The sequence below is a fragment of the Paeniglutamicibacter psychrophenolicus genome (assembly GCF_017876575.1).
Lineage (GTDB): Bacteria > Actinomycetota > Actinomycetes > Actinomycetales > Micrococcaceae > Paeniglutamicibacter > Paeniglutamicibacter psychrophenolicus.
Map to the genome: position 1 here is coordinate 3321555 of NZ_JAGIOE010000001.1, position 26807 is coordinate 3348361.

The following is a 26807-nucleotide window of genomic DNA, read 5'->3' on the forward strand; positions in this document are numbered from 1 at the left end:
TCCCCAGACTATGAGAAGGCGGTCCCACCTGCGAACTTGGTTCACATGGGGGGGGAAGGCTAGCGCTTGCGGCCCACCATGAAGATGCGGCGGAACGGGAACAATGTCAGGGATCCCCCGCGGGCGTCCGCGAAGGCAGGGTACGCCTGGGCAACCAAACGGGCATAGTCGGCCTCGAACTCGGCCGCATCCTTGTCCGAAAGCCTGGCAAGCACCGGACGCAGGGCTGTCCCTCGCACCCATTCCAGGATGGGATCGGTCCCGCTGAGGATCTGCCCGTAGGTGGTTTCCCAGACATCGGATTCGAATCCGGCCGCCAGCAGGATCTTCAGGTAGTCGGCGGGCTCCCCCACCGCGTCATCATGCCGCAGGACCCCGGCCAGCTGCGGGGCCCAGCGCTCCGAATTGGCCAGCTGCCGCATCAGGGTGTGGGACGGGGAGCCGAAGTTGCCCGGCACCTGTGCCGCAAACCAGGCCCCGGGGGCCAACTCCCCCAGCCACTTGGCGATGAGCTGCCGGTGTTCGGGGATCCATTGCAGCATCGCGTTGGAGACCAACACGTCGGTCTCGGGGGCCGGCATCCAGGCGCTCGCATCCGCCACGGCGAAGGACAGGTTGGCCGCATGCTGTTTGGCCCGCGCCTGCTCGATCATTTCTTCCGAGGAATCCAACCCGGTCACCCGTGCGTCAGGCCAGCGCTCGGCCAGCGAATGGGTCAGGGGTCCCGGACCGCACCCCAGGTCCACCACGAGCTGCGGTGTCGCGGCGGTGATACGGGCCGTCAGATCGTAAAACGGACGGTCGCGATGGTCGGCAAACTGCACGTACTTGTTCGGGTCCCATTTCATAACCACAGCGTAAGCGGAAAGCCCCTCGTAAACCGATAGTCTTGGACACATCATGAAACTTACCGAGTTGCTGCCGAACACTCCCCCGCGTGGGGCCACCGCCGAATCCGTTTACGAAGCGTTCATCAAGTGGGTGGAGGACCGCGGCATCGGGCTGTACCCGGCACAGGACGAGGCCGTCATGGAATTCGTGGCCGGCAACAACGTCATCCTTGCCACCCCCACTGGCTCGGGCAAATCGCTGGTGGCCGTCGCTGCGCACTTCTATGCGCTCGCCCGCGGGGAACGCAGCTACTACACCGCGCCCATCAAGGCGCTCGTTTCGGAAAAGTTCTTTGACCTGTGCAAGATCTTCGGCGCCGAGAACGTCGGCATGGTCACCGGAGACTCCTCGGTGAACCAGGATGCCCCGATCATCTGCTGCACCGCGGAGATCCTTGCCAATATCGCCCTGCGCGAAGGCAAGAACGCGGATCTGGGGCCGGTGGTCATGGACGAGTTCCACTTCTACGCCGACCCGCAGCGCGGTTGGGCCTGGCAGGTGCCGCTGCTCGAGCTCCCGCAGGCACAATTCCTGATCATGAGCGCCACCCTGGGCGATGTCAGCCGCTTCGAGGACGAGCTCACGCTGCGCACCGGACGCGACACCTCCACCGTGGCGCACGCCGAACGGCCCATCCCCCTGCACTACTACTACTCGCAGGACCCGGTGCAGGAAGCCATCGAGGAACTGCTCTCCACCAAGCAGGTGCCGATCTACGTGGTGCACTTCAGCCAGCTCGAGGCCATCGACCGGGCCAGCGGGCTGATGAGCATCAACGTGTGCACCCGCGAGGAAAAGGACCGGATCTCCGAGCTGATCGCCGGATTCAGGTTCGCCCCCGGCTTCGGCAAGACGCTGAACCGGCTGGTGCGCCACGGCATCGGCGTGCACCACGCAGGCATGCTGCCCAAGTACCGCCGCCTGGTGGAGCAGCTGGCCCAGGCCGGGTTGCTGAAGGTCATCTGCGGCACCGACACCCTGGGCGTGGGCATCAACGTGCCCATCCGCACGGTGTTGATCACCGCGCTGTCCAAGTACGACGGGGTGCGCACCCGCATCCTGAACTCCCGCGAATTCCACCAGATCGCCGGACGCGCGGGCCGCGCAGGCTTCGACACCGCCGGGACCGTCGTGGTCCAGGCGCCCGAGCACTCCATCGAGAACAAGAAGGCCACGGAGAAGGCGGTCGCGAAATTCGGCGACGACTCCAAGAAGATCCGCCAGGTCGTCAAGAAGAAGCCGCCGCAGGGATTTGTGACCTGGGGAGAAAAGACCTACGAGCGGATCATCGACTCCACCCCCGAGACGCTGAACTCCTCCTTCGCCGTGACCCACTCGATCCTGCTGAACCTGCTGGCGCGCGAGGGCGACTCCTTTGCCGCCGCCCGCCGGCTGCTCACCGAGAACCACGAGCCTCCGGTGCGCCAGCGTGCCCTGCAGCGCAAGGCGCTGGGCATCCTGCGCGAGCTGCTGGCCACCGGCGTCGTCGAACGCCTGGAGCACCCCGACAGGCACGGGAACATGCTGGCCCTGACGGTGCACCTGCAGGAGAACTTCGCGCTGAACCAGCCGCTGTCCCCCTTCGCGCTGGCGGCCCTCGAACTCTTTGACGCCGAGTCCCCGAACTACGCGCTGGATGTCGTCTCCGTCATCGAGGCCACGCTGGAAAAGCCGCGCCAGGTGCTTTCGGCCCAGGAGAAGAAGGCCCGCGGCGAGGCGATTGCCGCGATGAAGGCCGAGGGCATGGAGTACAACGACCGCATGGCCGCGCTCGAGGAGGTCACCTACCCGCAGCCGCTGGCCGAGATCCTGACCAATGCCTTCGAGCAGTACCGCGCCGGCGCCCCGTGGCTCGGCGACTTCGAGGTGGCTCCCAAGTCGGTGGTCCGCGACATGTACGAACGCGCCATGAGCTTCAGCGAGTACGTGCAGTTCTACTCGCTGGCCCGCTCCGAGGGCGTGCTGCTGCGCTACCTCACCGACGCCTTCAAGGCGCTGCGCCAAACCGTGCCGCAGGACGCGCTGCGCGAGGACCTCGAGGACCTCATCGAATGGCTCGGGGAACTGATCCGCCAGATCGACTCCTCGCTGCTGGACGAATGGGAGGAGCTGGCCAACGGGGTGCTGCACGAGCCCGACGCCGAAATCATCCCTCCTGCCCCCGAGCGGCTGACCTCCAACGAGCGGGCCTTCCGCGTGATGGTCCGCAACGAGATGTTCCGCCGCGTGAAGCTCTTTGCCGACGAGCAGGACGGCGCCCTGGCCGAGCTGGACGGGCACTCGGGCTTCGGCACCGATGCATGGGCCGATGCCATGGACGCGTACTTCGAGGAGCACGAGGACATCGATGACGGCCCCGGCGGCCGCGGCCCCAACCTGTTGCTGATCACCACCTCGAAGGACACCTGGACGGTGCGCCAGGTCTTCGCCGACCCGGCCAACCACCACGACTGGGGCATCGACGCCACCGTCAACCTGGCGGACTCCGACGAGGCCGGCTACCCGGTCATCACGGTGACCAACGTGGGCCGCAAGGACTAGCACGGCACCAACGACAGGCGCCCGCCGGGAAGGATTTCCTTCCCGGCGGGCGCCTGCGTTTTTCCTGGAAGCCCCGGAGTTTCCTAGAACCCCAGGAGCTTGGTCAGCGGCTGGACCTGGTTGTGGGCCAGCAGCACGATCGGCAGCACGAGCCCGGCCAACGCGTAGATGGACACCGGGATGCACAGCAGCCACTCGCGCACCGAGCCCGCCCTGCCCAGCACGGGGATGGCGATCCGGCCGCCGGGCTTCCACACGTCCTTGAGCAGCGGGACGCGGCGGATGAAGCGCGGGGAGCGGATCTTGATCGGCCAGATCAGGTTGCAGCCGCCGACGGTGAGCATGTCCCCGGCGATGTGCACCGCGCAGCCCACTGCCACCGCCAGCACCAACCAGTTCTGTTCGTCGGGTGAGAACACCGCCACGAAGATGCCGGCCGGAACCGAGATCAGCCACGGCAGTTTCGCCATGGTGTCCGGAATGAATTTCAGCGCCTTGAGCGCAAAGGACACCAGCAGCACCGCCAACAGCCCGGCGCCCGGGTAGATGATCCCGAAGCGGGAATTCTCCATGGTCCACAGCCCCAGCACCCAGGCCAGGACGGTGAACGCCGCGATGCCCAGCAGCGAGTGCGTGCCGTTGCGGTGTCCGCCGGAGACCTCGCCGATGCCGGCGCAGATCGCGTTGGACACCGGGGGCAGCGAGTGCGCGATGGTGGCCCGGCGGTGATCCGCATCGGGCAACAGCGCCGCCCCCGCGCAGACCATGGCGCCCGCGACCCCGGCGATCGGGGATTGCTCCAGCAGGCCGAAGCCCAGCGGGATCGCGTCGGGCAGCCAGGAAAGGTGCTCGGAGAGGCTCCCCGTGGGGAGCTTGAAATTCGTGGTCAACGCGATCCAGGCTGCTGCGCCGGTGGCCGCGTGGTGGCCGCCCATCATGTTCTTGGTGCCGTCCTTGCTTTGGTTCTTGCTTCTCGATCGCCCCCAACCTTAAGTGCTGCCACCCACGCGTTGGATTCACGGCACGCATGGCCCGCCGGTAGGCTTGGTCACATGCCCTTGATTCGCCCAGCAGCGCCCGCCGACGCCCCCGCCATCCTTGAACTCATCCACGAATTGGCGCTATTCGAGCACGAGCCCGACGCCGTGAAAAACACCGAAGCGGACCTCGCAGCCCACCTCTTCGGACCCGACCCGCAGGTGTATGCGCATGTGGCGGAGGAAGACGGCAAGGTGCTGGGCTTCGCCCTGTGGTTCCTGACGTATTCCACCTGGGAGGGAACCCACGGGATCCACCTCGAGGATCTCTACGTGCGCGAGTCGGCTCGCGGCGCCGGGCACGGCAAGGCGCTGCTGGCGGAACTGGCACGCATTGCCGTGGATCGCGGTTACCGGCGCGTGGAATGGAGCGTGCTGGACTGGAACGCCCCGGCCATCGGCTTCTACGATTCGCTCGGCGCCGGTTCCATGGACGGCTGGACCGTGCGGCGCCTCGAAGGCGCTGCCCTGGCGGAACTGGGGGCACTGGCATGAGCGCCACCCACACCTTCCGCGGGATGAACACCACCGAGCACTTCTTCCAGCTTCCGCTGGACCACACCCGTCCGGCGGGCGAAAAGATCACGGTCTTCGCCCGCGAGATCTCCTCCACCGCGCACCAGGACCCCGCCTCGCTGCCCTGGCTGCTCTTCCTGCAGGGCGGACCGGGCGGGAAGTCCCCGCGCCCGGCTTCGCTTTCCGGCTGGCTGGCGGAGGCGGCCAAGACCTTCCGCATCCTGCTGCTTGACCAGCGCGGCACCGGGGGCAGCACCCCGGCAAACCGCCAGTCCCTGCCGCTGCGCGGGGATGCGGCGGCGCAGGCCGCCTACCTCACGCACTTCCGCGCCGACTCGATCGTGCGCGACGCCGAAGCCATCCGCGAGGATCTCGGGATCGAGAAGTGGAGCACCTTCGGGCAAAGCTACGGCGGCTTCTGCACGCTCACCTACCTGTCCCTGGCCCCGGCGGCGCTTCAACGCTGCATCGTCACCGGAGGCCTGGCCTCGCTCACCGCGGACGCGGACACCGTGTACCGGGCCACCTACCGGCGCATGGCCGAGCGCAACGCGGAATACTTCGATTGGTACCCGCAGGACCGCAAGATCCTGCGCGAGATCGTGGCGCACCTGGCCCACACCGAGGAGGAGCTTCCGGGCGGGCGGGCGCTGACCGTGCCGCTGGTGCAGATGCTCGGCCAGTTCCTGGGCGGCAACACCCGGGTGCACTCGCTGCACCACGTCTTCGAGGGTGCCTTCATCGACACCCCGGGCGGCAGGCGGCTCTCGGACACCTTCCTCGCCGCGGTCGCCGCGCAGGCCGACCGTACCGCCAACCCGCTCTACGCGCTGCTCCACGAGTCGATCTACGCGCAGGGTGCGGCCACCAACTGGTCCGCGCAGCGCGTGCTGGCCGAATTCCCGGCATTCTCCCCCGAAGCCGAACTCCCGCTGCTGACCGGCGAGATGGTGTTCCGCTGGTACTTCGAGGACGATGAAGTGCTGCGCCCGCTGGAGGAAACCGCCCGGATCCTGGCCGAGCACGAGGACTGGGAAGCGCTCTACGACCCCGCGGCCCTGGCCTCCAACACCGTGCCGGTCGCAGCTGCCGTGTACGTGCACGACGTGTACGTGGACAGGGACCTGTCGCTTCAGACCGCGGCGGCGGTCGGCAACCTGCGGGTGTGGGAAACCGATGAGTTCCACCACGACGGGATCGGCGACGAGGGCGCGATGATCTTCGCGAAGCTGCTGGGGATGACCGAGGCAGACCTCCCGGGCTGATTGGAACCGGGATTCCCTTGGTCCTGGCTTCGAGTCCCGTCCGGGGCACTTGCCTTGGCAGTAGGGGTTGCGCAACGTCCCGTCGGCCACGGACAGCCCGATCGGTCTGGCGGTGCACACCCCTCGATGGTTCTCGGAACGGTGGGATTCAATCGCCCACATCGCAACCTTCCACCGCCTTTCCCGGGCCAGGCAAGATATCCGCCAACGTGCCGATGATTGCGAAGGAGCCCGGCGGCAGGATCGCAAACATGGAAATTCGCCTGCGTTTGATGGGTTGGAGCCACTATCCGGCTCCGCGAAGTATTGTTTCGACCGAAGCCGGTGCAACGAACGAATGGATCGCGTTTAGCGGCCGGCATGGCCTGCTGGGTGCCTTGTCAAAGACGATTGATCAGCTCTCCAACCGATCCAGGAATGCCGCTCGAGTTGTTCACGGGGAGCGTCGGGGATCGAATCGGCACAACTCGTCCGCTGCCCGAGGCGCTGGATGCCCCCGGACTTCACCGGACCCGCGCCGGGCGGCCCTTGCTGCGTGACTCGGCGGCCGCCACGGTGATCCGGGCCTGTGGTTTCAAGTCATGGACGACGCGACTCACCGCATGCCAAGCCGGGGATGCTTCCGGCGGACGTCCGGGAGCCCGGGGGGCTGCCGCGCAATACCACTCTCCCGCCGTGTGCCCTCAGGCCTTGCACGCGATGACGATGTGGCCCTGCAGCGGTGCGGCCACGGAGCCGTCCGAGGCCGTGAACGGCGCCAGCACACGCGCGGCACCGAAACGCAGCGAGGCGTATTGTTCCTCGTCGAGCCGGTCGGCCAGCGGTGTGCTTTCCACCTCAACAACGACGAATTGCTCGGCGGAGGCATTATTGGCCGTTCCGACGTGCGTCCGCGTGCCCGTGACTGCCAGCCCTGCTGATTCGAACAGCTGCCTGAGCCGTTCGAGGTCGCCGCAGGAAAAGTAGGCACCCAGCAGGGACATTGCATCGGCATCCGCATGCCGCGATGCCAGCTCCACGAAGGGGCCATAGACGGGTTGCTCCTCCAGCCGGCCTGGCACCACAACAGCGAGGCTCCCGCCGTCGGCCGTCACCCTGGCCATCTCACGCAGGGCGGCTGTCGGGTCGGGGAAGAACATCAGGGCCATTTGGCACAGCACCTTGTCGAAGGCGCGGTCGGGAAATGGCAAGGCCCCCGCGTCCGCCTGCCCCCACGACAACTCCGGCCGCACACGTCTGGCCACCTCGAGCATCGCGGGGTTGATGTCCACGCCGGTGATTTCCGCCGCCGTTGTGTCCGCGACCTTCCGGGCCACGATGCCGGTACCGCACGCCACATCGAGGACGCGCTCGCCCGGACTGATCCCGGCGTCGACAACCAGCTCTTGCGCCCATTCGGCGAAAACCGCCGGAACAAAATTTGCTTCGTAGGCCTCGGCCGCGGAGACTTCCAGCTGGAACATTTCGGATGCTGACATGATCCTCACCTTCTCTTGACTCCTGCTGGTTCCAGCATGGGTCCGCCGGGGTGTCCGTTCATGGGTGTATGCCCCCCCTTTTTCGTGGGATCGGCCCGGCAGGCACCGGCAGTAGGATAGAGAGATGGCCGCATCTGCGGAGCAACTGCTATTCGATGGGCGCGCCGCCCTCGACGACTGGGACTGGGCGCGGGCGCGGTCCCTCTTCGGGCTGGCCCTGAAGACGGAGACGAGTCCGGAAGCCACGCATGGTTTGGCGCGTGCGGTCGAATGGGCCGGCGACTTTGAAGCCGCGATCGCGCTCTACGAAGAGGCGTTTATCTTGTACCGCAGGCGCGGTGACCTGCGGCCGACGGCCAGCATCGCGGCCCGTGAACTGAGTTTTCTCTACGCTGCCGTGTACGCGAACTCGGCTGCCTCCGACGGCTGGCTGGCAAGGGCGGCCAGCCTCGCCGGGGCCGCCGGGGAGTGCGCCGAAACCGGCTGGGTCCATCTTGCCGAATGCCTCGCCACGGACAATCCGGAACTCATAGGGTTCCATGCCGCCGCCGCCACGGATCTGGGGCGACGACTCGGGGATGCGGACCTTGAATTCTGCGCAATCGGCTACAACGGCCTCTCGCTGGTGCTGTCGGGCAGGATCGCCGAGGGCATGCGGCACATCGATGAGGCTGCAGCCGCGGCCACCAGCGGCGAAGTCCGGGATTACCAAGCCGTTGGCGAGATCTATTGCAAGATGCTGCTCTGCTCGGAGTTGACTCTCGACGTGATACGGGCCCGGCAGTGGATGGACGTGGCTGCCGGTTTTGGCCACCGTGCCAACGCGGCTTGGGTGCCGGCGATCTGCGGCATGCACTACGGCGGGCTCCTCACGGCGGCCGGGCATTGGAGCGAGGCGGCGAACCGCCTGGAGACGTCCATTCAGGATTACAACGGCGGCTTCCGGGCGTCGCGCTCCGGTGCCGTTGTACGGCTGGCCGATTTGCGCCTGCGCCAAGGCCGAATGGCTGAGGCGGAACGGCTATTGCAGGGCCATGAAGCAGATTCACACGCAGTCCGGCCCATGGCGCGGTTGCAACTGGCCAATGGGGAATCCGCATCCGCGGCAGGCGCCCTGTGCCGCCATTTGGCTACCGTCGGCCCGTCGGTTCTCCGCGCCCCGGAACTGGCGTTGCTGGTCGAAGCGCATTTGGCGGCAGGGGAGCCGGGTCTTGCTGCCGGACTGGGCAGGGAACTGGCCGCCTTGGCGACGGCCACGGGACTGCCGCAGTACCGGGCACTGGCCGAGTACTCGCTGGATACTTGTGCTGCTGCCGCCGGTGAACCCGGTGCGCAGACCCATCTGGAAGCGGCACTGGCCGGATTCGACGCAGCACACCTGCCTTGGGAGAAGGCACGCAGCCGCCTTGCGCTCGCCCAGTCAATGGCCGCCGAACCCGAGCCTGCCGCAGCCGTTGCACGTGCCGCGCTGAGGGAATTCGAGCAGCTCGGTGCGGCCCACGACGCCGACGCCGCGGCCCGGCTTCTGCGTCGACTCGGCGACCGCTCGCGGATGGTCCCCCGCCTCGGGGGCAGGCTCACCGCACGGGAGTCGGAGGTCCTGAAACTTGTCGCGGAAGGATGGTCCAACGGCAGGATTGCGGCACACCTTTTCATCAGCAAACGGACCGTGGAACATCACGTGGGGAATATTCTTGCCAAGCTTGGGCACACCACGCGCGCCGAGGCACAGGCGTATGCGGCGCGCCAGGGCATGGACCCGGGAGCGGCAGGAGCAGCGCGCATGAGACACCCAGCGGACCGAAAACCCCCTTCCTCGCCCACTTAAGTGCCAGGGGCTCTTCAAGCTTCGATCGGCGACCGGCCTTTCCCGGTTCTAGATTTCGTGGCGCAGGGCCAGGTTGCTACCGGGTGGGCAGCGGGTCTCGGCGCCGGCCAGTTCACAGACCGCGTCACAACTGCGTGATGCGTATACGGACCGGGGTTTCCGGCGGCATCCGGACCCGTGGTGGTCGGCTTGGTGATGGCAAGCTCCCGCATTGACTTTGGCTTCGACCGGAACCCGCTTCGGAAGCAACGATTCAGCGTGTTGCTGGGGCACGGATCCGGTGGCCCACGTATGTCGCCCGGATTGGCCGGGGCGCCGAACGCTTCGGAGACGGCCACGATCTCATGATCCTCACGAGCAACTACGGCGAGGCGGGCACCACGCGCTGCTTTTCCTGGACCCCCACAACCGACGGCGGACGGTGTCATCGTTGTCGCGGCACGCTGGCCCAGGTGTCTCACTTCGACGAGAACTGCACGATCGTGGTTCGATGGGGCAACGACGGGGGCGGGAACGAGGAAGAGGGTCGGTCCGCCTCGGCCGCCTCGAGGAATGGGAAACCATCTGGCCCGCACTCAAACACCTCCACTGATGCGTTGTCACCCGTGGTCCCCACCTGCCGGGGGCGCGAACGGCCGGCGAGGAGCTCGTCGCTGGCGTCGTCACGGGACCCGGCTCGCGGGCACGGTGTCCGGCTTCCACGAAACGTTTGGCCCGGGGCCACCGAGGGGTCAGCTCGAGCTGCGACGCTTCCGTCGCGGGGAACCGGCTTCGGCGGCCCGGGCGGCCAACACCGCGTGGGCGGTCTCCAGGATCGATTCGGCGGCCGGCCGGAACACGACTCCGAGCTCGCGTTCGGCCTTGGACGCGTCGCAGCGCGGGCAGTTCAACGCCGTCCACACACCCTGGTAGTTCACCGGCAGGCGCACCGGGAGGATCGACTGCACCCGGTCGGCCAGGCGCGCCATCGCCAGCAGCGGCTTGGCCGGCATGCTTCCGCGCGGCGGACGCCGCCCGGCGGCCTGCGCGACGATGCCCTGGATATCGCGCATCGACACCAGCTCACCGGTGGCCAGGTAGCGGCGCGGGCCGCGGGCGGGGACCAGGCAGGCGGCGACGGCCGCGGCCACGTCCCGGACGTCGACCACCGGAACCCTCCCCGGGATCCCCATCGGCATCTGGCCGCCCAGGATCCAGCGCGCAAACAGCGTCGACTCGCCCGACGCCGGATCGCCCGGCCCCCACACCATCCCCGGCTGGATGATCGTCACCGGCGCGCCGGCGGCCTGGTGGGCACGCGCGATATCCTCCGACCGCGCCTTGGACAGGGCATAGGCGGTGGGCGGCCGGCCCACCGGGGAGTCCGCGGTGATCTCCGGCGCACCCGGGAGCAATGCCGCGTAGGAGGAAATGTGGATGATAGGGTCGAGCCCGCGCTGGACCGCCTTGCCCAGCACCAGCTCGGTGCCTCGCACGTTCTGCGCCAACACGTTCGCGGCCCGGCGGGGGTCAAGGGTGTACGAGGCCGCGGCGTGGACGACCGCGTCGCATCCCGCCACGGCGCGCTCGACATCCTCTTCGATGGTGGTGTCGGCCTCGACGGGCTCGACCTCTTCGAAGCAGCCGCGCAACTGCAGGGCGTGGCGGATTCGGGCGAGAGATCGTGCGGCAGCGCGCACTTCATGGCCATCACGGACCAATGCCTCCGCCATGTGCGAGCCGAGGAATCCGCTTGCCCCGGTGACCAAGACCTTCATATCGATCCATCTCCTTCGCTGGTTCCCGGAGCCTCGATGACCATGCATGGTTCGCCGCGGGGTTCGATGTGTGACCTTCACGTTGCCATTTCAAGAGTACTTATGTGCCAGCGGCAGGCATAGGTCATGGACGAATCGCAACCGGCGGCCTGCCCCGGCAGGCGGACCGCCGCTCGTTCACCAAAACGCGAAAACGAGCCGGATTAGGCGCGGGTCCGGGCGACCTCGCGCACACAGAAGAACGCGACGACCAGGATGAAGCCCAGGCACAGGTAGCCGAGGCCGGCGAAGCCCAGCGTGGCCAGCAGCACCCCGGAGCCGGCGGCACCCAGCGCCCCGGCCGCCCCCATGAGGGTGTCGGAGACGCCCTGGACCAGCACGCGGCGCGGACGGTCCACCCGCTCTGCCAGGAACGCCGAGCCGGAGACCGTCGACATCGACCAGCCCAGGCCCAGCAGCACCAGTGCGACAGTGACCGCGGAGCGGGATTCGGCACCGATGCCTGCGACCAGCACGGCCGCCACCAGCACCATCATGCCCGCCAGCATCATCCGCGGCTGGCCGATCCGATCCGCCCACGCCCCGATGAACGGGGAGAGCGCGTACATGCCGGCGATGTGCAGGGAGATGACGAAGCCGATGACGATCAGGATGTCGGCGCTGCCCCCGTGCATTTCGTGCCCCGGGATGGCGGCCAGGTCCTTGAGGTGCACCGGGGTCATCGACATGACCCCGACCATCACCAGGTGGGCGACCACGATGGTGGCAATGCCCAGGGTCGCGCCCGGAGAGGCGCGCACCGCCGACAACCCGGTGGCCATCGAGCCGCGGCGCCTGCCCGTCGAGACGGGGTGCGGGGGCACGCCGTCTTCCTTTTCCCAGGCCCGGGCAAGGTCGATGGGGTCCGGGCGCAGTCCGATGTTCAGCACCAGGATGGCCAGCAGCATGCCGGCCAGGGAGAAGAGGAACGGCCCGCTCATCGGCGGCAGGCCGAATTGCCCGCCCAGCGCCGATCCCGGTCCGATGAGGTTCGGGCCGGCGACGGCGCCGATGGTGATGGCCCAGACCACCAGGCCCAGGTCGCGCCCGCGGGTGGCGTCGGCGGCCAGGTCGGTGGCGGCGAAACGGGCCTGCAGGTTCGCTGCCGAGCCCACGCCCAGCAGTGCGGCCCCGAGAAGCAGCACGGCGAAGGAGTTCGCCACGGGTGCCACCATCATGCCGATGGCACCCAGCGCGGCCAGGAGGTAGCCCAGGGACAGCGCCCTGCGGCGCCCGCGCTTCACGGCCAGGGCTGCCAGCGGCAGCGCACTGAGTGCGCCGGCGACGGAGATCGCGGTGGTTGCCGCCCCGGCGAAGGCGTTGGAGCCGGTCAGTTCCACGGCCATGAGCGATCCGATGGCCAGACCGGCGCCGTTGCCCACGCCGGAAAGCAGCTGGGAGACCGAGAGCGTGGCCACGGTGCGGCGTTGGGCGCGCACCCGTTGGGGCGCGGGGTGGATGGAGGTCGGGGTTGTGTTCACCCGCCCAGCCTAGCAACGCCGCGGCCTTTAACGAGGCTCGGGGCCCGTCGTCCGAAACAACGGAAGACGGACCCCGGGCGGGTGCGGCGTGGGAGGGGCGAGGTTACTCGCTGTCCTTCTTGGCTACCTGTTCGGCCTTGTGCTCGGCGGCGGCGCGGCGGCCGGCCGGGGAGAGCAGCGAGGCGACGGTCGCGATGACGACCGTGCCCAGGATGACCACCAGCGAAACGGTGATGGAGAAGTCCGGGACCCAGGTGATCGGCTGGCCGCCGTTGATGAACGGGAGTTCGTTCACGTGCATGGCGTGGAAGACCAGCTTGATGCCGATGAAGGCCAGGATGATCGACAGTGCGTGCTTGAGGTAGACCAGGCGGTCCATCAGGCCACCGAGCAGGAAGTACAGCTGGCGCAGGCCCATCAGCGCGAACAGGTTCGCGGTGAAGACGATGAACGGGGACTGCGTCAGGCCGAAGATCGCCGGGATCGAGTCGACCGCGAAGAGCAGGTCGGTCATGCCGATGGTGATGAAGACCATGACCATCGGGGTGAACATGCGCTTGCCGTCGATGCTGGTGCGCAGCTTGTTGCCGTCGAACTCCTTGGAGATCGGCAGGTTCTTGGTCAGCTTGTAGACGATGCCGCTGTTGGCGCCGTCGGACTCTTCCTCGCCGTTTTCGGTGGCCTGCTTCCAGGCGGTCCACAGCAGGAACGCACCGAAGATGTAGAAGACCCACGAGTAGTTCTCGATGACTGCGGCGCCGAGGATGATGAAGATGCCGCGCAGGATCAGGGCAATGATGATGCCGAACATCAACACTTCCTGCTGGTACTTCCGCGGCACCGAGAAGCGGGCCATGATGATGATGAAGACGAACAGGTTGTCGATACTCAGCGAGTACTCGGTGACCCAACCGGCAATGAATTGCTGGCCGATCTCCGGTCCCGCCTGCCACCAGACGACGCCGCCAAAGATCAGGGCGAGGGTGACGTAGAAACCGACCCAGAGGCCGGCTTCCTTCATCGAGGGTTCGTGTGGTTTCTTGACGACATACAGCAGGTCAAGAAGAAGAATGATGCACAATGCCGCGAGCGAGATAATCTCAAACTGCAGCGACAAGCCGTGGTTTCCCAATGTGGGGCCTTTCAAAACGGGGTACGTGGAATTACCGCAAGTCTCTCCGCCGCCCGCTCAGATCGGGGCGGCCGCTGTGCCCGGCGAGGCATCGATGCCTCGCGTGTTGACGATCACAGCACAAGTGGGATACTCCCCTACGCTTGGAACAGTCTAACTCATCCATGTTTCAGGCTCGTGAATGACCTTCCTTCACCAGCCCCCATCGAAGGCCAGCAGGTCCCCCGGTTGGCAGCCAAGTTCCCGGCAGATCGCCGAAAGCGTGCTGAAGCGCACGGCCCTTGCCCGGCCGTTCTTGAGCACCGAGAGGTTCGCCACGGTGACATCGACACGCCGGGCCAGCTCGGCCAGGCTCATGCCACGGGCCTCGAGCACCTCATCGAGCCGGATCCTGATGCCGTGCGGTTCGTCGTCCCGGTTGGCGCCACTCATATGACCCGTTCCAGGTCCGAGTGCATCGCCGCGCCGCGGCGGAACACCTCGGCGAAGACGAAGATGCCGGAGCCCACCAGGAGCGGAACAACGTTGAATTCGAAGCGGTTGACCACGAACGGTGCGATGGCGGCGTCATTGAGCACCAGCCATTGGCCCCCGGCGACCAGCAGCGCGCTGGCGGTTCCACCGGCGCCGACGAGCCAGGCGATCAACCGCAGCCGCTTCGCGTTGGCAAAGATGAAGGGACCCTGCTCTCGGCGCAGGGTGCGCACGATCCCCACCAGGATAAGCAGGATTCCAAGGGCCAGGAGCATTGCCAGCAGCTGCCCGCCCAGCAGGCCGAAACGCTGCGGGAAGTCCGGGGCAAACACGCTGACCCGGGCTTCGAAGGGGCCGGAGAATTCGCCGCGCCCGCTGGGGACGGGTTCGGCCCCGTAGGCATATAGCTCGGGTGTTGCGTGCACTTCAACGCTGTTCACCAGCCGCGCACTGACGCTTGGCACCTCGCCCAGGAAATAGGACCCGAAGAGACGCTCGCCCACACCCCACACCCAGCCCGGAAGCATGCCCCCGAACCCCATCGAACCCAGGAGCGTGCGCAGCAACCCAAAGACTGCGACTGCTGCCACCCCGATATACAGCACGATCTCCAGCGCCAGCGCGCCCGGCCTTGCCCCGCGAAATTTCATCACGACCCCTATCGATAAACGGTACTATCGATAAACAATACGGTCATGCCGCGGGCCGGGGCAAGGGGGACGGAGAACCCCTGGTTACGCGTGCCCGGCGTTCTTCATCTGGCGCAGTTCCTTCTTCAGCTCCGAGACCTCGTCGCGCAACCGGGCGGCGACCTCGAAGTGCAGCTCGGCGGCGGCCGCGTGCATCTGCTCGGTCATCTGGCTGATCATGTCCACCAGGTTTTCCGCCGGGGCGGCGGCCAGGCCGTCGGCGCGCACCGTCTCGTGGGCCTTCTTGGTTCCGGCACTGGAGCGCTTGGCGTTCTTGGCCAGGCGCTGGTTGTTCAGCAGCTCCTGGGTGTCGGCGTCCTCGCGGGCCAGGGAATCGGTGATGTCGGCGATCTTCTTGCGCAGCGGCTGCGGGTCCACGCCGTGGTCGCTGTTGTACTTCTGCTGCACCTCGCGGCGGCGGTTGGTCTCGTCGATGGCCTTGGCCATGGCGTCGGTGATCTTGTCCGCATACATGTGGACCTGGCCGTCGACGTTTCGCGCGGCACGGCCGATGGTCTGGATCAGCGAGGTCGCCGAGCGCAGGAAGCCCTGCTTGTCGGCATCCAGGATCGCCACCAGCGAGACCTCGGGCAAATCGAGGCCCTCGCGCAGCAGGTTGATGCCCACCAGCACGTCGAACAGGCCCATGCGCAATTCGCGCAGCAGCTCCACGCGGCGCAGCGTGTCGACGTCCGAGTGCAGGTACTGGACCCGGACCCCGTGCTCGGTGAAGTAGTCGGTGAGGTCCTCGGCCATCCGCTTGGTCAGCGTGGTGACCAGGATGCGCTCGTTGCGCTCCACCCGGGCGCGGATCTCGTCAAGCAGGTCGTCGATCTGGCCCTTGGTGGGCTTGACGATGATCTCAGGGTCGATCAGGCCGGTGGGGCGGATGATCTGCTGCACCACGCCGTCGGCCTTGCCCAGCTCGTACTTGCCCGGGGTCGCCGAGAGGTACACGGTCTGCCCGATGCGCTCGAGGAACTCGTCCCACTTCAGCGGCCGGTTGTCCATCGCGGAGGGCAGCCGGAAGCCGTGTTCCACCAGGGTGCGCTTGCGCGACATGTCCCCCTCGTACATCGCGCCGATCTGCGGGACGGTGACGTGCGATTCGTCGATGACCAGCAGGAAGTCGTCGGGGAAGTAGTCGATGAGGCAGTGCGGTGCGGTGCCGGCGGCACGGTCGTCGATATGCCGGGAGTAGTTCTCGATGCCGTTGCAGAACCCCATCTGCTCCATCATTTCCAGGTCGTAGGTGGTGCGCATGCGCAGCCGCTGGGCCTCCACCAGCTTGTTCTGGGACTCCAGGGTGGACAGGCGCTGCTGCAGCTCGTCCTCGATGTCCTTGACGGCCCGGTTCATCCGGTCGGCGCCCGCCACGTAGTGGCTGGCCGGGAAGACGTACATCTCGTTTTCCTCGCGGATCACCTCGCCGGTGACCGGGTGCAGCGTGTGGATAGATTCGATCTCGTCGCCGAAGAACTCGATGCGCAGCGCCTGCTCCTCGTACATCGGGATGATCTCCACGGTGTCCCCGCGCACCCGGAAGGTCCCGCGGTGGAAGTCCATGTCGTTGCGGGCGTACTGCATGGAGACGAACTTGCGCAGCAGCGTATCGCGGTTCAGCTCCGCGCCCTTTTTCAGGGTGACCATGCCAGCGACGTACTCCTCGGGGGTGCCCAGGCCGTAGATGCAGGAGACGGTGGCGACGACGATGACGTCGCGGCGGGTCAGCAGCGCGTTGGTGGCCGAGTGGCGCAGCCGCTCGACCTCCTCGTTGATGGAGGAGTCCTTCTCGATGAAGGTGTCGGTCTGCGGGACGTAGGCCTCGGGCTGGTAGTAGTCGTAGTAGGAGACGAAGTACTCCACCGCGTTGTTGGGCAGCAGTTCGCGGAACTCGTTGGCCAGCTGGGCGGCCAGCGTCTTGTTTTGCACCATGACCAGCGTGGGGCGCTGGACCTGTTCGATGAGCCAGGCGGTGGTGGCGGACTTGCCGGTGCCGGTGGCGCCGAGCAGCACCACATCCTTTTCGCCGGCGTTGATCCGTTCGGTGAGTTCCTTGATGGCCGTGGGCTGGTCGCCGGCGGGCGTGAACTCGCTGATGACCTCGAAGGGGGCAACGACGCGGTTGATTTGCTGCGCAAGACTCATGGTTCTAGGCTACGCCCTGGCACCGACGCTTTGGCTGCCTGCTCGCCTTAGGCGCAAAGGCCCGCGTCAGCGGCCCGGGCGTGCAGCTCCTCGATGCGCCCGATCGCCGCTTGGCCTGCGTCCGCCGCGAAGCCGAAGTATGCCTGGGCCCCGCCCAGGATGCCGTCGACCAGTTCGCCGGCATCCACGATGTGGCGGACCTTCCCGGCGGTGAACTTGGTGAGGTTTCCGGTGCGCTCCAGCAGGATCTGCGCCTCGAGGCTCGGGTAGGGAACCTCGGCCTTGCCGTCGGCGAGGAAACCTTCCACGGCGTCCAGCAGCGCATTCCAGATCCCGGGCAGGTCGTCGACCAGGTCCACGGGGACCAGCTGCAGCGAGTGGTAGCGCAGCTGGACCGCGCCCCGGGTCCCTGCCACCGCTGCCGCGCGCTCGGGGTCGCGCTGGATGCTCACCAGGTGGGCCGCGGTGCCGTCGGCCGGCTCGTGCCGGAGAAATGACTCGGCGACCAGGGAGGTGTTCACTTGCGGGCCTGCTTCTGCAGGATGTTGCCCAGCGCACCGCGCATCAGCCGGATCACGCCCAGCACCGTGGCCGCGGCGGCGGACAGCAGCCCGGCCAGCGCGAGCCAGGCCGGCAGCAGCACCTGCGCGTCGTAGCCGGAGGAACGGGCGATGTACTGGTCCCGTCCGCCGAACCCGACCCAGAGCACCACGGCGAGGGCCAGGGTCGCGGCGGCCAGCACCCACAGGATGCGGATGCTGCGCATCTCGGTGCGGGCCTTGGCCTCCTCGGCCTCCAGCCGCGCGGCGAACTCGGCCTTCGCCGCGTCGTCCTCAGTGGGCATGGCTGGTGAATGGGGCAATGTGGGTCTCCCAGATCTCGTTGACGCGTTGGTGCAGCTGTTCCAGCGTGCCCGAATTGTTGATCACGGCATCGGCGACGGCGGCGCGTTGCTCGTCGGTGGCCTGCGCGGCGATCCGCGCCAGGGCGTCGGCCTCGGCCATCGACCGGTCTTCGACCATGCGCCGCAGGCGTTCGGCCAGCGGTGCGGCCACCACCAGCACCTTGTCGAAGTCTTGCCCCTGGCCGGTTTCCACCAGCAGCGGGATGTCCTGGACGATGACCGAGCCCGCGGGTGCGGCCTCGCGCAGGCGGGCGGCCTCGGCGCGCACCAGGGGGTGGACGATGGAGTTCAGTTTTTCGCGGGCCGCGGTGTCGGCAAAGACCAGCGCCCCGAGCGCGGGGCGGTCCAGGGAACCGTCGGGTCCGAGGATCCCGGGGCCGAAGGCGGCAACGACCGCTTCGAGCCCCGGGGTTCCGGGTTCCACGACGGCCCGGGCGATGGCGTCGGCGTCGATGAGCACCGCGCCGAGGTCAACCAGGATCCGGGCGACAGCGGATTTGCCGGCGGCGATTCCGCCTGTCAGGCCAACATTGAGCATGAACCTAGCCTACGACAGGCCAACCCGGCGGGGGTTCGCGACGCGGCGTATGGGCGGGCCTTCACCCTGATGTGCCGGCATGCGGCGACCCCAGGCCGGCGACTACCCTGCTTCGAACGCCGCGCCCAGCTCGCACTGCAGGAATTGTCGCACCCATGCCCTGGCCAGGTTGTGGTCCAGGCCCGGTGCACCGAGGCTGAGTTGGGTGGAAATCCCGTCCACATAGGCCGAGGTTTTCACGGCCACCGAGCGCGGATCGGCGTCCGCACGGAAGGTTCCATCTCCGATACCGCGCCGGATGGTTCGCTCGCAAGCAGACCGCCACAGGTTCAACCGGCCGTATTCCTCTGCCGGCAGGTCCGGAAAGCGGGCGGACTCGCTCCAGTAATCCGACCAGAAACGCCAGTGCCGCAGGCTTTCCTCCGACCCGTCGAACAGCGGGTCGACCAGCAGCAGCAGGGCAGGCACCGCATTGGTTTCGGCGTCTGCGGCCTCCACCAACGGCGTGTAGAACGAGTCCATTTCGAGCACTGCCGCTTCGGCAAAGATCTCGTGGATGCCCGCGAAATGATAGGTCACGGTGCCCACCGAGGTTTGTGCCTGCCGGGCAATCTCCCGCAGCCCGGTATTGCGCAAGCCGTCGCGCAGGATCGCCTGCCGGGCCGCTTCGGCGATCAGGGCGCGTCGCTGCGGGGGCGCCATCCGTCGCTGGCTCACGTGGAGGTGCGCGGAATGACCTCCGTCCATTCCTGGTCCGCGACCAGTTCCTCTTCCGCATCGCCTACGGTCGCCCACGCGGTGACGGTGTTGGTCAACAGGAAGTTGGAGGCGTCCGCCCCCAGCACCGAATGGGTTTCCAACCGGGCCGACCAGCCCTCGTTGGCAAGGCCAATCGACCACGCCGAACGAGCCTGGCCGCTGAGTGGGTCGCCGTCTCGGATCGTGTACGTCTCGCGGCTGTATTCGGTGAAGACCAGCCCGTCGGGGTAGCGGCGCGAGCCGCCGTAGCCCGGGTCCACATCCAGCACCCACTGCCCGGATTCAACGTCATGGCTCACGCTGCGCTGGGATCCGGCGACGAAGGCCGGATCGATCTTCCCGCCGTCATTCTCCAGGTAGTCCACGGCAAGCCGTGGCGACTGTTCAGGCTTTCCGAACCCGACGCCCTCGATGAGCCCGGAATCGGTGGCCATGACGGCCGCGTCGGCTCCCAGCACCGGCAGCTCGAGCGTGCTGGCGGCCAGCTCGATTTCGAGCGCCGGGTCCCCGGGCGGCGGCCAGATCCACGGCCAGTAGTTGGAGGAAAGCGCGAGCCGGATCGTGTGCCCGGGAGCGAAGACGTAGCCGATACCGACCATCTCGAATTCGACCTCGACGTACTGACCGACGGGCATTGGCACCGCCTTGTCCCGGCCCTCGCGCTTGTTCAGGTTCAACACCCCGCGGGTCACCAGAGTCGAGGAGCCGTCCGGGGCGACATCGCACAATCGGGCGATGATATTGGCTTCGGCCGCATCGGCGCGCAGCCGCAGGCGCACCCGCGGGTTGCCCAGGATGCCCACCGGATCGGGAGCCGGCGGCAAATCGATGCACACGCTCCGTCCGTCCTCCGCCCGCTGATCCGGCGGGAGGTCCGTGGCGTTGCCGAACGGGAAGAACCTGCCCGCGTCGGCCCCGGTGTGCTGCGGGCTGCGCACGAGCGCCACCCCGTCGTGGACCGGGGTGCTGCAGCTGCCCTCGGACAGGGCATGCCGTTGACTGCGGATCTCCTGCGCCGGCCAGTTGGACAGTCCCAGCCAGTGGCCCTTGCGCCGTTCGTAGTAGGTGGCTGGCGGGTCGCCCTCGGGCAGGTAGGCCAACAGTTTCGGGCCGAGATCGGCACCGTTGTCGATTCCCTTGAGCCAGTGGTCCCACCAGGCGAGCGTTTCGCGCAGGAAGTTGATGCCCGGGCCCGGCGCGTAGCCGCGGTCAGGGTACTGGTGCGACCAAGGCCCGATGATGCCGCGGACCGGGGAGTCCAGGTTCTGGACCAGGCGCAGCACCGCATCGCGGTACGGGTCGTGCCAGCCGCCGACGGCGAGCACGGCCGCCTTGATGGAGGAGTAGTCCTCGCAGACGCTGCCCTGCCGCCAGTATTCGTCGCGTTCCTGGTGTTCCAGCCATCGTCCGGTCATCGGGCGGGTGTTCTCCAGCCGCTGGCGCCACTGCTCGACCCATGATTCACCGACCACCTCGGGCCGCGGCGGCCGGGCGTTGAAGGCAAACATCGTCCCGCCCCACGAGGCCATGTCGATGCCCAGCAGCGCCCCGCCCATGTAGTGCACATCGTTGTCGTACCGGTCATCGGTGGAGCAGACGGTGACAATGGCCTTGAGTGCCTCGGGGGCGTGTCCGGCCAGTTGCAGCGAGTTGAAGCCACCCCAGGAGATGCCGAACATCCCCAGGGATCCGGTGCACCAGGACTGCTCGGCGATCCAGGCGAGAACCTCGAGGCCGTCGGCCTGCTCCTGCTCGGAGTATTCATCGATGAACAGCCCGTCGGAGCTTCCGGTGCCGCGGATGTCCACGCGCACCGAGGCATAGCCGTGCCCCGCGTAATAGGGGTGGCGTTCGTTGTCACGCGGTGCCGTCCAGTCATCCAACCGGTAGGGCAGGTACTCCAGCAGTCCCGGGACCGGATGGCGGTCCGAATCGCGCGGGCGCCAGGTCCTGGCGTGCAGCCGGGTGCCGTCGGCCAGCGTTATCCAGGAGTCCTCGACGAGGATCTGGCGCGGCAGCGGGTCGATGTACTTCATCTGTTCCCGGTTCCTTTCCACTTGCGGATCAGGTGTCCGGGGCTGGGCTCGAACCAGCCTCCGGGGTTGTCGTCGATCCAGGTTTGTTCTTCGGCCGGAGACTGCGGCAGTTCCAGGACCCCGGGTTCGAGAACCGCGTCCAGCAGCGAGGCGGTGTACGGGTGGTTGGGACCGGAGAAGACATCAGCCACATCTCCGATCTCGACCACCCGCCCGTTCTTCATGACCATCACCCGGTCCGCCACGTCGGCTACAACGGCGAGGTCGTGGCTGATGAACAGCGTGCTCAAGCCATGTGATTCCTGCAGTCCGGACAGCAGCTCGAGGATGTCTGCCTGCACCGAAACATCGAGCGCGGTGGTGATCTCGTCGGCGATGATCAGCTCCGGTGCGGCGGCCAGTGCCCGGGCGATGCCCACGCGTTGGCGCTGCCCGCCGGAGAGCTGGGCCGGGAGCCGTTTGCCAAAGCTGGCCGGCAGCCCGACCTCGGTGAGCAGTTCCTCGACCCGGCGTCGCTCCTCGGCGCGTGCGACGGTGCCGAACAGGCGCAGCGGGCGGCGGATCGCCGCAGCGATGGTGCGGCGCGGGTTCAGGGATGTGTCGGCGTTCTGGAAGATCAGCTGCACCATTTGGCGCAGCTCGCGGCTGCGCCGGGCCACCGGTCGCGCCAGGTCCCCGCCGGTCCCGGTCACGGAGTCGCCGTGCACGCGCATGGTCCCGGAGGACGGGGCCGCCAGCCCGGCCAGCGACCAGGCCAGGGTCGATTTCCCGCTTCCCGACTCCCCCACGATCGCCAGCGTCTCCCCGCGCCGGATCTCCAGGTCGACCGAATCCACCGCAGGCGGTCCGGACGCATGGTAGGAAATGCTCACGTTTTCGCAACTGAGCAGGACGTCGCTGCCCCGGTTTCGGGTGTCTGCGGGCGGCTCCGGCTCTTGGCCGGCGCCGGCTGCAGGGGCAACCGATGCGGTACGGGAGCGTGCGCCGAGCGTCGGAACGTCGCTCAGCAGCTGGCGGGTGTACTCGTGCCCCGGGGCGGTGAAGAGTTCGGCCGTGGGCCTGCTTTCCAGGATCCGTCCGGCGCGCATCACGGCGACGTGGTCGGCCATGCCCGAGACCACGCCCAGGTCGTGGCTGACGATCAGCGTGGCGGTCTGCAATTCCCGGCTTAGGTCCTTGATCAGGCGCAGCACCGCCGCCTGGGTCACCACGTCCAGGGCGGTGGTCGGCTCGTCGAGCACCAGCACCGAGGGCCGTGCCGCGATCGCCATGGCGATGCCGACGCGTTGCTGCTGGCCTCCGGAGAGCTCGTGCGGGTAGCGCCGGGCCAGGTCCTTCACGTTCGGCAGCCTCACCTGGTCCAGTGCCCGCAGCACGTCTGCTCGGCTGGCGCGCAGCCCGTGGCTGGTCATCGCCTCGTGGATCTGCGTGCCCACCCGCATGGACGGGGTCAGCGACTGGCCGGCGTTCTGCGCGACCAGGGCCACGGTTCCGCCACGCAGGGCGCGCAACCGGGCAGGGTCGAGCCCAAAGACGTCCTGCCCCGCGACCCGCACCTGCCCGCCGGTGACCTGCGATCCTGCCCGCAGCTGGGCCAGCAGGGTCCGCGCGACGGTTGACTTGCCACTGCCCGATTCACCCACCAGCCCGAAGGTCTGACCCTCGGCAATCGTGAAAGACACCTCCGTGGCCACCGGCACCAGCTCTCGGCCGGCGCGGTAGGAAATGGATAGTTGTTCAACGGTGACCGCGTCCCCGATGGCTGCCACCGGTTCCAAGCCTCCGGCCAGGGGCGTATCGATGCTCATTTCACTCCCGTCATTGCACGGTCGACGCCAAGGCGCTTGCCAAGCCCGTCGGAGGTCAGATGGAGGCCGATGACGAAGCTGGCCAGTGCGGCCACCGGTCCCAGGGTGGCCCACGGGACCACCGTCAATGCCGTCCGGTTTTCCGCGACCATCAGTCCCCAGTCGGGGGCCGGCGGGTTGGCTCCGAAGCCCAGGAAGGACAGCGTGGAAATCAACAGGACCACCCAGCTGGCCCGCATGGCGTACTCGACCAGCACCACGTCGGACACGTTGGGCAGGATCTCCCTCAGAACGATCGGGCCGGCACGTTCGCCGCGTGCCCTGGCCGCCGTGACGTAGTCCAGTGATTTCACGGACCGGGCGGCCCCGCGCACCACGCGGATGACCGCCGGCGTGTAGACCACCACGACGGCCAGCACGATCACCCACATTCCGCTGCCCAGCACCGAGACGACCACCAGCAGGGCCAGGATGGTGGGCACGGAGAGGATGGCGTCGACCACGCGCATTACGACGTCGTCGAACCAACCACCGAGATATGCGACCAGGCAGCCGAGCAGGGCGCCGATGGCCACGGCGATCGTTGTTGCCAGGAACGTCACCTGCAGGGCGTAGCGCCCGCCGTTGAGGGTGCGTGAGAGGATGTCGCGGCCATACATGTCAGTTCCCAGCCAATGTGTCCCGCTGGGACCCTGCAGGGCGGCGGCGGAATCGCTGGCCACCGGGTCGTAGGGTGAGATCCATGGTGCCAGCAGGGCCAGCAGCACGTTGCCGAGGATCAGGACGATCCCGATGATGAATGCGGGTCCGGCCCCGCGCAGGGTCGACTTCATGGCTGGCTCCGTTCGTCGGTGGAAATGGCCGGGGACGCCGTCGTCCCTGCACCGACCCCGGTGCCCCGGCGCGTTCTTTGGCGCAGTCGTTGCCGGGGGTCCAGGGCCATGGCCGCCAGATCGGCGAGCAGGTTGCAGGCCACGTAAATGGCCGCCGAGACGACCGCGACGGCTTCAATGACAGGAAGGTCCCGGTTGAATACCGCCTCCAGCATCAGGTTCCCCATGCCGGGGTAGTTGAAGATGTTCTCCACCACCACCACGCCGCCGAGCATCCAGGCGATGTTGATGGCCACGACGTTCAGCGTCGGCAGCAGCGCGGTGGGCAGCGCGTGGCGCATGACCACCCGCGCGCGCCGCAGCCCCTTGAGCTCGGCCGTGGTGATGAACTCCGAAGTCATCACGTCGATCGTGGAGGTCCGGGTCATCCTGATGATGTAGGCGGCCATGGCCAGGGAAAGCACGATCACCGGGAGCCAGATGCTGGGCAGCAGCTGGGCCAGGCTCGCTTGCGGTCCATCGAGCACAACGGCGGGAAACAACGGGATGCCCACGGCGAAAGCCAACACCAGCAGGGCGGCGACCATGAATTCGGGGATGCTCATGGCCAGCAATGAGATTAGCGAGATGGAATGGTCGGCCAACTTCCCGCGGCGCAGCCCGGCGATGACACCGAGCACGATGGACAGTGTCACCGAAATGATGACCGTGGGGATGGCGATGAGCAGGGTGTTGCGGAAATGCAGCAGCAGGTTCGGCCCCACCGGCTCACCGGAGACCAGCGAGGTGCCAAAGTCCCCCTGCAGCGCACCGAACAGCCACTGGATGTACCGCAGGAAGACCGGGGTGTCCAGGCCCAGTTCGCTGCGCATCTGGGCAACGGCCTCGGGTGTGGCATCCCTGCCCAGGATCTGCTGGACGACGTCTCCCGGCAGTGCTTGGATTGCGAGGAAGACCAGCAGCGAGGCCAGCACAATGGTCAGGACGGCGCTGCCAAGACGGCGCAGGATCAACAACGGCATCAGCTCAGTCCGATCTTCAGGTAGTCGAATTCGAAACCGAATTCCGAGTAGTTCACGACCTTGCGAGAGAGGCCGACCAGCCGGTCTCCGAACATGGGTGTCATGTCGGCACCGTCCTCGATGATCAGGCGCTGGGCATCTTGGTAGATCCCCCGCCGCCGCTCGTCATTCATCTCTCGGCGTGCGTCTACGAGCAGCCGATCGAACGCCTTGTTCGACCAAGCCGATTCGTTGTAGGAGGAACCGGAACGGAAGACCTGGTTCAGCAGCTGGTCGACGGGACGGCCGGTGAACCAGTAGCTGACGGAAAGTGGCTTCTTCATCCAGATCTCCGTGTAGTACGAGTCCGAGGAGGCACTGGTGACAGTGAGCTGGATGCCGGCCTGTTTCACGGCTTCGGCGTAGGCGACGGCCAACGGAGTGAAAACCGAGTCGTAGGACGAGGTGTAGATCGGCATCTGCAGGCCCTCGACCCCGGCCTTTTTCAGCAGGGCTTTGGCCTTTTCCGGGTCGTAGGGCCGGGTGTGGTCCAGCGCGTCGGCATAGCCGGGTGGTACGGGGTTGTCCCAGCCGGGACTGCCGTTGCCCTGCAGCGCGGTCGCGACGATGTCTTCCGGGTTGTAGGCCAGTTTCATGGCCTGCCGGACCCTCGGGTCGGAGAACTCCTTGGAGGTGGCCAGCATCGGGATGGTGTACCACTGGGCGTCCTTGGCCCGTGCCACGGTGGCCACGGGAGAGGATGCCACGACCCTCGCCGTGGCGAAGTCCAGGTTGGTTTGGCTGATCAGGTCGATCTGTCCCGCCAGCAGCGCATTGACCCGGGCGCTGGTGTCCTGGACGGAGTAGAAGTCGATGCCGTCCAGCGCCGGCGGACCGGCGAAGTGCCCGGCGAACGCCTCCACGCTCCCGCGCCCGGCTGGGGTGTAGCTGCTCAGCTTGAACGGCCCGGTGCCGATGCCCGTGCGGCCGATGGCGGCGGCCGAGCCGGCCGGGATGATGTAGCACTGGTAGGCCGTGAGCAGAGACGGGAACTCTGCATTCGGGGAGGTCAGGGTAAAGACGACAGTGTGGCTGTCGCTGGCGGTGACCCCTGAGGGCTCGAGGATCGGGGCCAGCACCCCGGCCTGCGGGGATCCGGTCTTGGGATCCAGGATGTGCCCGAGGGTGTAGATGACGTCGCTGGCGGTCAGCGCACGCCCGTCGTGGAAGAGGACCCCGCGGCGCAGCTTGAACGTCCAGGTCTTCCCGTCGGGGGTCGACGACCATTCGGAGGCGAGATCCGGGATGGTGGTGCCCTGCTCGTCGAGCTTCACCAGCCGGTTATAGATCGCTCCTAGGTATTCGTAGGCGGACAGCGAGCTGGCCGGATCCAGTGTTTCGGCAGCGGAGGCCGCGGGCCGGGCGATGCGCATGCGTCGGCCCGGGGCCGCGGCTCCCCTCGCGGCGGCCAGTGGGATCTCGGCCACGCCGTTGGACACGCCGCAGCCGGACAGGCCCCCGACGAGGGCCCCCGCGCCGAGGATCATGCCGGCCGAGAGGATGGTCCGGCGATCCATTGATGATGAAATCGGCATTTCAGCTCCTTCATTCTTATCGTTCCGTTGAACGATAGGGGGCATTCCATCGGCCAC

The 26807-nt window shown here is 67.3% G+C and carries 22 protein-coding genes; 4 read left to right on the plus strand and 18 right to left on the minus strand.

The window, feature by feature from the left end:
- Window positions 1-59: 59 nt before the first annotated feature.
- Window positions 60-848: a trans-aconitate 2-methyltransferase gene (locus JOF46_RS15130; RefSeq protein WP_209908389.1), complete on the minus strand. Its 789-nt coding sequence runs from the start codon at window positions 846-848 to the stop codon at window positions 60-62.
- A 52-nt stretch (window positions 849-900) separates the two neighbouring features.
- On the opposite strand from JOF46_RS15130, the gene JOF46_RS15135 reads away from it, so the two are divergent.
- Window positions 901-3432, plus strand: coding sequence for a DEAD/DEAH box helicase (locus JOF46_RS15135; RefSeq protein WP_209908391.1), 2532 nt, complete (start codon window positions 901-903; stop codon window positions 3430-3432).
- A gap of 83 nt (window positions 3433-3515) precedes the next feature.
- On the opposite strand, the gene JOF46_RS15140 is transcribed toward JOF46_RS15135, so the two are convergent.
- Window positions 3516-4370 carry a metal-dependent hydrolase gene (locus JOF46_RS15140; protein ID WP_209908393.1) on the minus strand — a complete coding sequence of 285 codons (855 nt, stop codon included), beginning with the start codon at window positions 4368-4370 and terminating at the stop codon, window positions 3516-3518.
- Between the two features lie 114 nt (window positions 4371-4484).
- Here JOF46_RS15140 and JOF46_RS15145 point away from each other — a divergent pair, with 114 nt between their 5' ends.
- Window positions 4485-4964 (plus strand): GNAT family N-acetyltransferase, encoded by a 480-nt coding sequence (locus JOF46_RS15145; RefSeq protein WP_209908396.1) that lies wholly within the window; start codon window positions 4485-4487, stop codon window positions 4962-4964.
- Window positions 4961-6250 (plus strand): alpha/beta fold hydrolase, encoded by a 1290-nt coding sequence (locus JOF46_RS15150; RefSeq protein WP_209908398.1) that lies wholly within the window; start codon window positions 4961-4963, stop codon window positions 6248-6250. The genes JOF46_RS15145 and JOF46_RS15150 overlap by 4 nt, the downstream gene beginning before the upstream one ends.
- 683 nt (window positions 6251-6933) lie before the next feature.
- On the opposite strand, the gene JOF46_RS15155 is transcribed toward JOF46_RS15150, so the two are convergent.
- A complete protein-coding gene (locus JOF46_RS15155) occupies window positions 6934-7728 on the minus strand; it encodes a class I SAM-dependent methyltransferase (RefSeq protein WP_245348146.1) in 795 nt (264 codons plus the stop codon).
- 124 nt (window positions 7729-7852) lie between these two features.
- Between JOF46_RS15155 and JOF46_RS15160 the strand changes: the two genes are divergently transcribed.
- On the plus strand, window positions 7853-9556 hold the full coding sequence (locus tag JOF46_RS15160; RefSeq protein ID WP_209908400.1) for a LuxR C-terminal-related transcriptional regulator: 1704 nt from the start codon (window positions 7853-7855) through the stop codon (window positions 9554-9556).
- A gap of 731 nt (window positions 9557-10287) precedes the next feature.
- Here the strand turns inward: JOF46_RS15160 and JOF46_RS15165 are convergent.
- The 15 genes from JOF46_RS15165 to JOF46_RS15235 form a co-directional block, all read right to left on the minus strand.
- Complete coding sequence (locus tag JOF46_RS15165; RefSeq protein WP_209908402.1) at window positions 10288-11313, minus strand: SDR family NAD(P)-dependent oxidoreductase; 1026 nt, start codon at window positions 11311-11313, stop codon at window positions 10288-10290.
- Window positions 11314-11516: 203 nt separating this feature from the next.
- Window positions 11517-12833, minus strand: coding sequence for an MFS transporter (locus tag JOF46_RS15170; protein ID WP_209908404.1), 1317 nt, complete (start codon window positions 12831-12833; stop codon window positions 11517-11519).
- A gap of 103 nt (window positions 12834-12936) precedes the next feature.
- Window positions 12937-13950, minus strand: coding sequence for a TerC family protein (locus JOF46_RS15175; protein WP_342592468.1), 1014 nt, complete (start codon window positions 13948-13950; stop codon window positions 12937-12939).
- A 207-nt stretch (window positions 13951-14157) separates the two neighbouring features.
- A complete protein-coding gene (locus JOF46_RS15180) occupies window positions 14158-14397 on the minus strand; it encodes a helix-turn-helix domain-containing protein (protein ID WP_209908405.1) in 240 nt (79 codons plus the stop codon).
- Window positions 14394-15089 carry a DUF2975 domain-containing protein gene (locus JOF46_RS15185; RefSeq protein ID WP_245348597.1) on the minus strand — a complete coding sequence of 232 codons (696 nt, stop codon included), beginning with the start codon at window positions 15087-15089 and terminating at the stop codon, window positions 14394-14396. Before JOF46_RS15185 ends, JOF46_RS15180 begins: the two co-directional genes overlap by 4 nt.
- Before the next feature lie 84 nt (window positions 15090-15173).
- Window positions 15174-17276: an excinuclease ABC subunit UvrB gene (gene uvrB, locus JOF46_RS15190; RefSeq protein WP_209908409.1), complete on the minus strand. Its 2103-nt coding sequence runs from the start codon at window positions 17274-17276 to the stop codon at window positions 15174-15176.
- A 47-nt stretch (window positions 17277-17323) separates the two neighbouring features.
- Window positions 17324-17797, minus strand: coding sequence for a hypothetical protein (locus JOF46_RS15195; protein WP_209908411.1), 474 nt, complete (start codon window positions 17795-17797; stop codon window positions 17324-17326).
- A complete protein-coding gene (locus JOF46_RS15200) occupies window positions 17794-18120 on the minus strand; it encodes a hypothetical protein (protein ID WP_209908412.1) in 327 nt (108 codons plus the stop codon). Before JOF46_RS15200 ends, JOF46_RS15195 begins: the two co-directional genes overlap by 4 nt.
- On the minus strand, window positions 18110-18718 hold the full coding sequence (coaE, locus tag JOF46_RS15205) for a dephospho-CoA kinase (protein WP_209908415.1): 609 nt from the start codon (window positions 18716-18718) through the stop codon (window positions 18110-18112). The genes JOF46_RS15200 and coaE overlap by 11 nt, the downstream gene beginning before the upstream one ends.
- A 102-nt stretch (window positions 18719-18820) precedes the next feature.
- Window positions 18821-19435: a TetR/AcrR family transcriptional regulator gene (locus JOF46_RS15210; RefSeq protein WP_209908417.1), complete on the minus strand. Its 615-nt coding sequence runs from the start codon at window positions 19433-19435 to the stop codon at window positions 18821-18823.
- On the minus strand, window positions 19432-21513 hold the full coding sequence (locus tag JOF46_RS15215) for a CocE/NonD family hydrolase (RefSeq protein ID WP_209908419.1): 2082 nt from the start codon (window positions 21511-21513) through the stop codon (window positions 19432-19434). The genes JOF46_RS15210 and JOF46_RS15215 overlap by 4 nt, the downstream gene beginning before the upstream one ends.
- Window positions 21510-23321, minus strand: a complete 1812-nt coding sequence (locus JOF46_RS15220; protein ID WP_209908420.1) for a dipeptide ABC transporter ATP-binding protein — start codon at window positions 23319-23321, stop codon at window positions 21510-21512. The genes JOF46_RS15215 and JOF46_RS15220 overlap by 4 nt, the downstream gene beginning before the upstream one ends.
- Window positions 23318-24154 carry an ABC transporter permease gene (locus JOF46_RS15225; protein ID WP_209908422.1) on the minus strand — a complete coding sequence of 279 codons (837 nt, stop codon included), beginning with the start codon at window positions 24152-24154 and terminating at the stop codon, window positions 23318-23320. Before JOF46_RS15225 ends, JOF46_RS15220 begins: the two co-directional genes overlap by 4 nt.
- Entirely contained in the window at window positions 24151-25176 is a 1026-nt protein-coding gene (locus JOF46_RS15230) for an ABC transporter permease (RefSeq protein ID WP_209908424.1), read from the minus strand. Before JOF46_RS15230 ends, JOF46_RS15225 begins: the two co-directional genes overlap by 4 nt.
- Window positions 25176-26750: an ABC transporter substrate-binding protein gene (locus tag JOF46_RS15235; protein WP_209908425.1), complete on the minus strand. Its 1575-nt coding sequence runs from the start codon at window positions 26748-26750 to the stop codon at window positions 25176-25178. Before JOF46_RS15235 ends, JOF46_RS15230 begins: the two co-directional genes overlap by 1 nt.
- Between the last annotated feature and the right edge of the window lie 57 nt (window positions 26751-26807).

Coding starts and splice junctions, on each gene's coding strand:
- JOF46_RS15135 (WP_209908391.1), top strand. CDS start 901: ATGAAACTTACCGAGTTGCTGCCGAACACTCCCCCGCGTGGGGCCACC.
- uvrB (WP_209908409.1), bottom strand. CDS start 17,276: ATGAGTCTTGCGCAGCAAATCAACCGCGTCGTTGCCCCCTTCGAGGTC.
- JOF46_RS15140 (WP_209908393.1), bottom strand. CDS start 4,370: ATGATGGGCGGCCACCACGCGGCCACCGGCGCAGCAGCCTGGATCGCG.
- JOF46_RS15220 (WP_209908420.1), bottom strand. CDS start 23,321: ATGAGCATCGATACGCCCCTGGCCGGAGGCTTGGAACCGGTGGCAGCC.
- JOF46_RS15235 (WP_209908425.1), bottom strand. CDS start 26,750: ATGCCGATTTCATCATCAATGGATCGCCGGACCATCCTCTCGGCCGGC.
- JOF46_RS15145 (WP_209908396.1), top strand. CDS start 4,485: ATGCCCTTGATTCGCCCAGCAGCGCCCGCCGACGCCCCCGCCATCCTT.
- JOF46_RS15160 (WP_209908400.1), top strand. CDS start 7,853: ATGGCCGCATCTGCGGAGCAACTGCTATTCGATGGGCGCGCCGCCCTC.
- JOF46_RS15230 (WP_209908424.1), bottom strand. CDS start 25,176: ATGCCGTTGTTGATCCTGCGCCGTCTTGGCAGCGCCGTCCTGACCATT.
- JOF46_RS15130 (WP_209908389.1), bottom strand. CDS start 848: ATGAAATGGGACCCGAACAAGTACGTGCAGTTTGCCGACCATCGCGAC.
- JOF46_RS15225 (WP_209908422.1), bottom strand. CDS start 24,154: ATGAAGTCGACCCTGCGCGGGGCCGGACCCGCATTCATCATCGGGATC.
- JOF46_RS15155 (WP_245348146.1), bottom strand. CDS start 7,728: ATGTCAGCATCCGAAATGTTCCAGCTGGAAGTCTCCGCGGCCGAGGCC.
- coaE (WP_209908415.1), bottom strand. CDS start 18,718: ATGCTCAATGTTGGCCTGACAGGCGGAATCGCCGCCGGCAAATCCGCT.
- JOF46_RS15200 (WP_209908412.1), bottom strand. CDS start 18,120: ATGCCCACTGAGGACGACGCGGCGAAGGCCGAGTTCGCCGCGCGGCTG.
- JOF46_RS15150 (WP_209908398.1), top strand. CDS start 4,961: ATGAGCGCCACCCACACCTTCCGCGGGATGAACACCACCGAGCACTTC.
- JOF46_RS15185 (WP_245348597.1), bottom strand. CDS start 15,089: ATGAAATTTCGCGGGGCAAGGCCGGGCGCGCTGGCGCTGGAGATCGTG.
- JOF46_RS15165 (WP_209908402.1), bottom strand. CDS start 11,313: ATGAAGGTCTTGGTCACCGGGGCAAGCGGATTCCTCGGCTCGCACATG.
- JOF46_RS15180 (WP_209908405.1), bottom strand. CDS start 14,397: ATGAGTGGCGCCAACCGGGACGACGAACCGCACGGCATCAGGATCCGG.
- JOF46_RS15215 (WP_209908419.1), bottom strand. CDS start 21,513: ATGAAGTACATCGACCCGCTGCCGCGCCAGATCCTCGTCGAGGACTCC.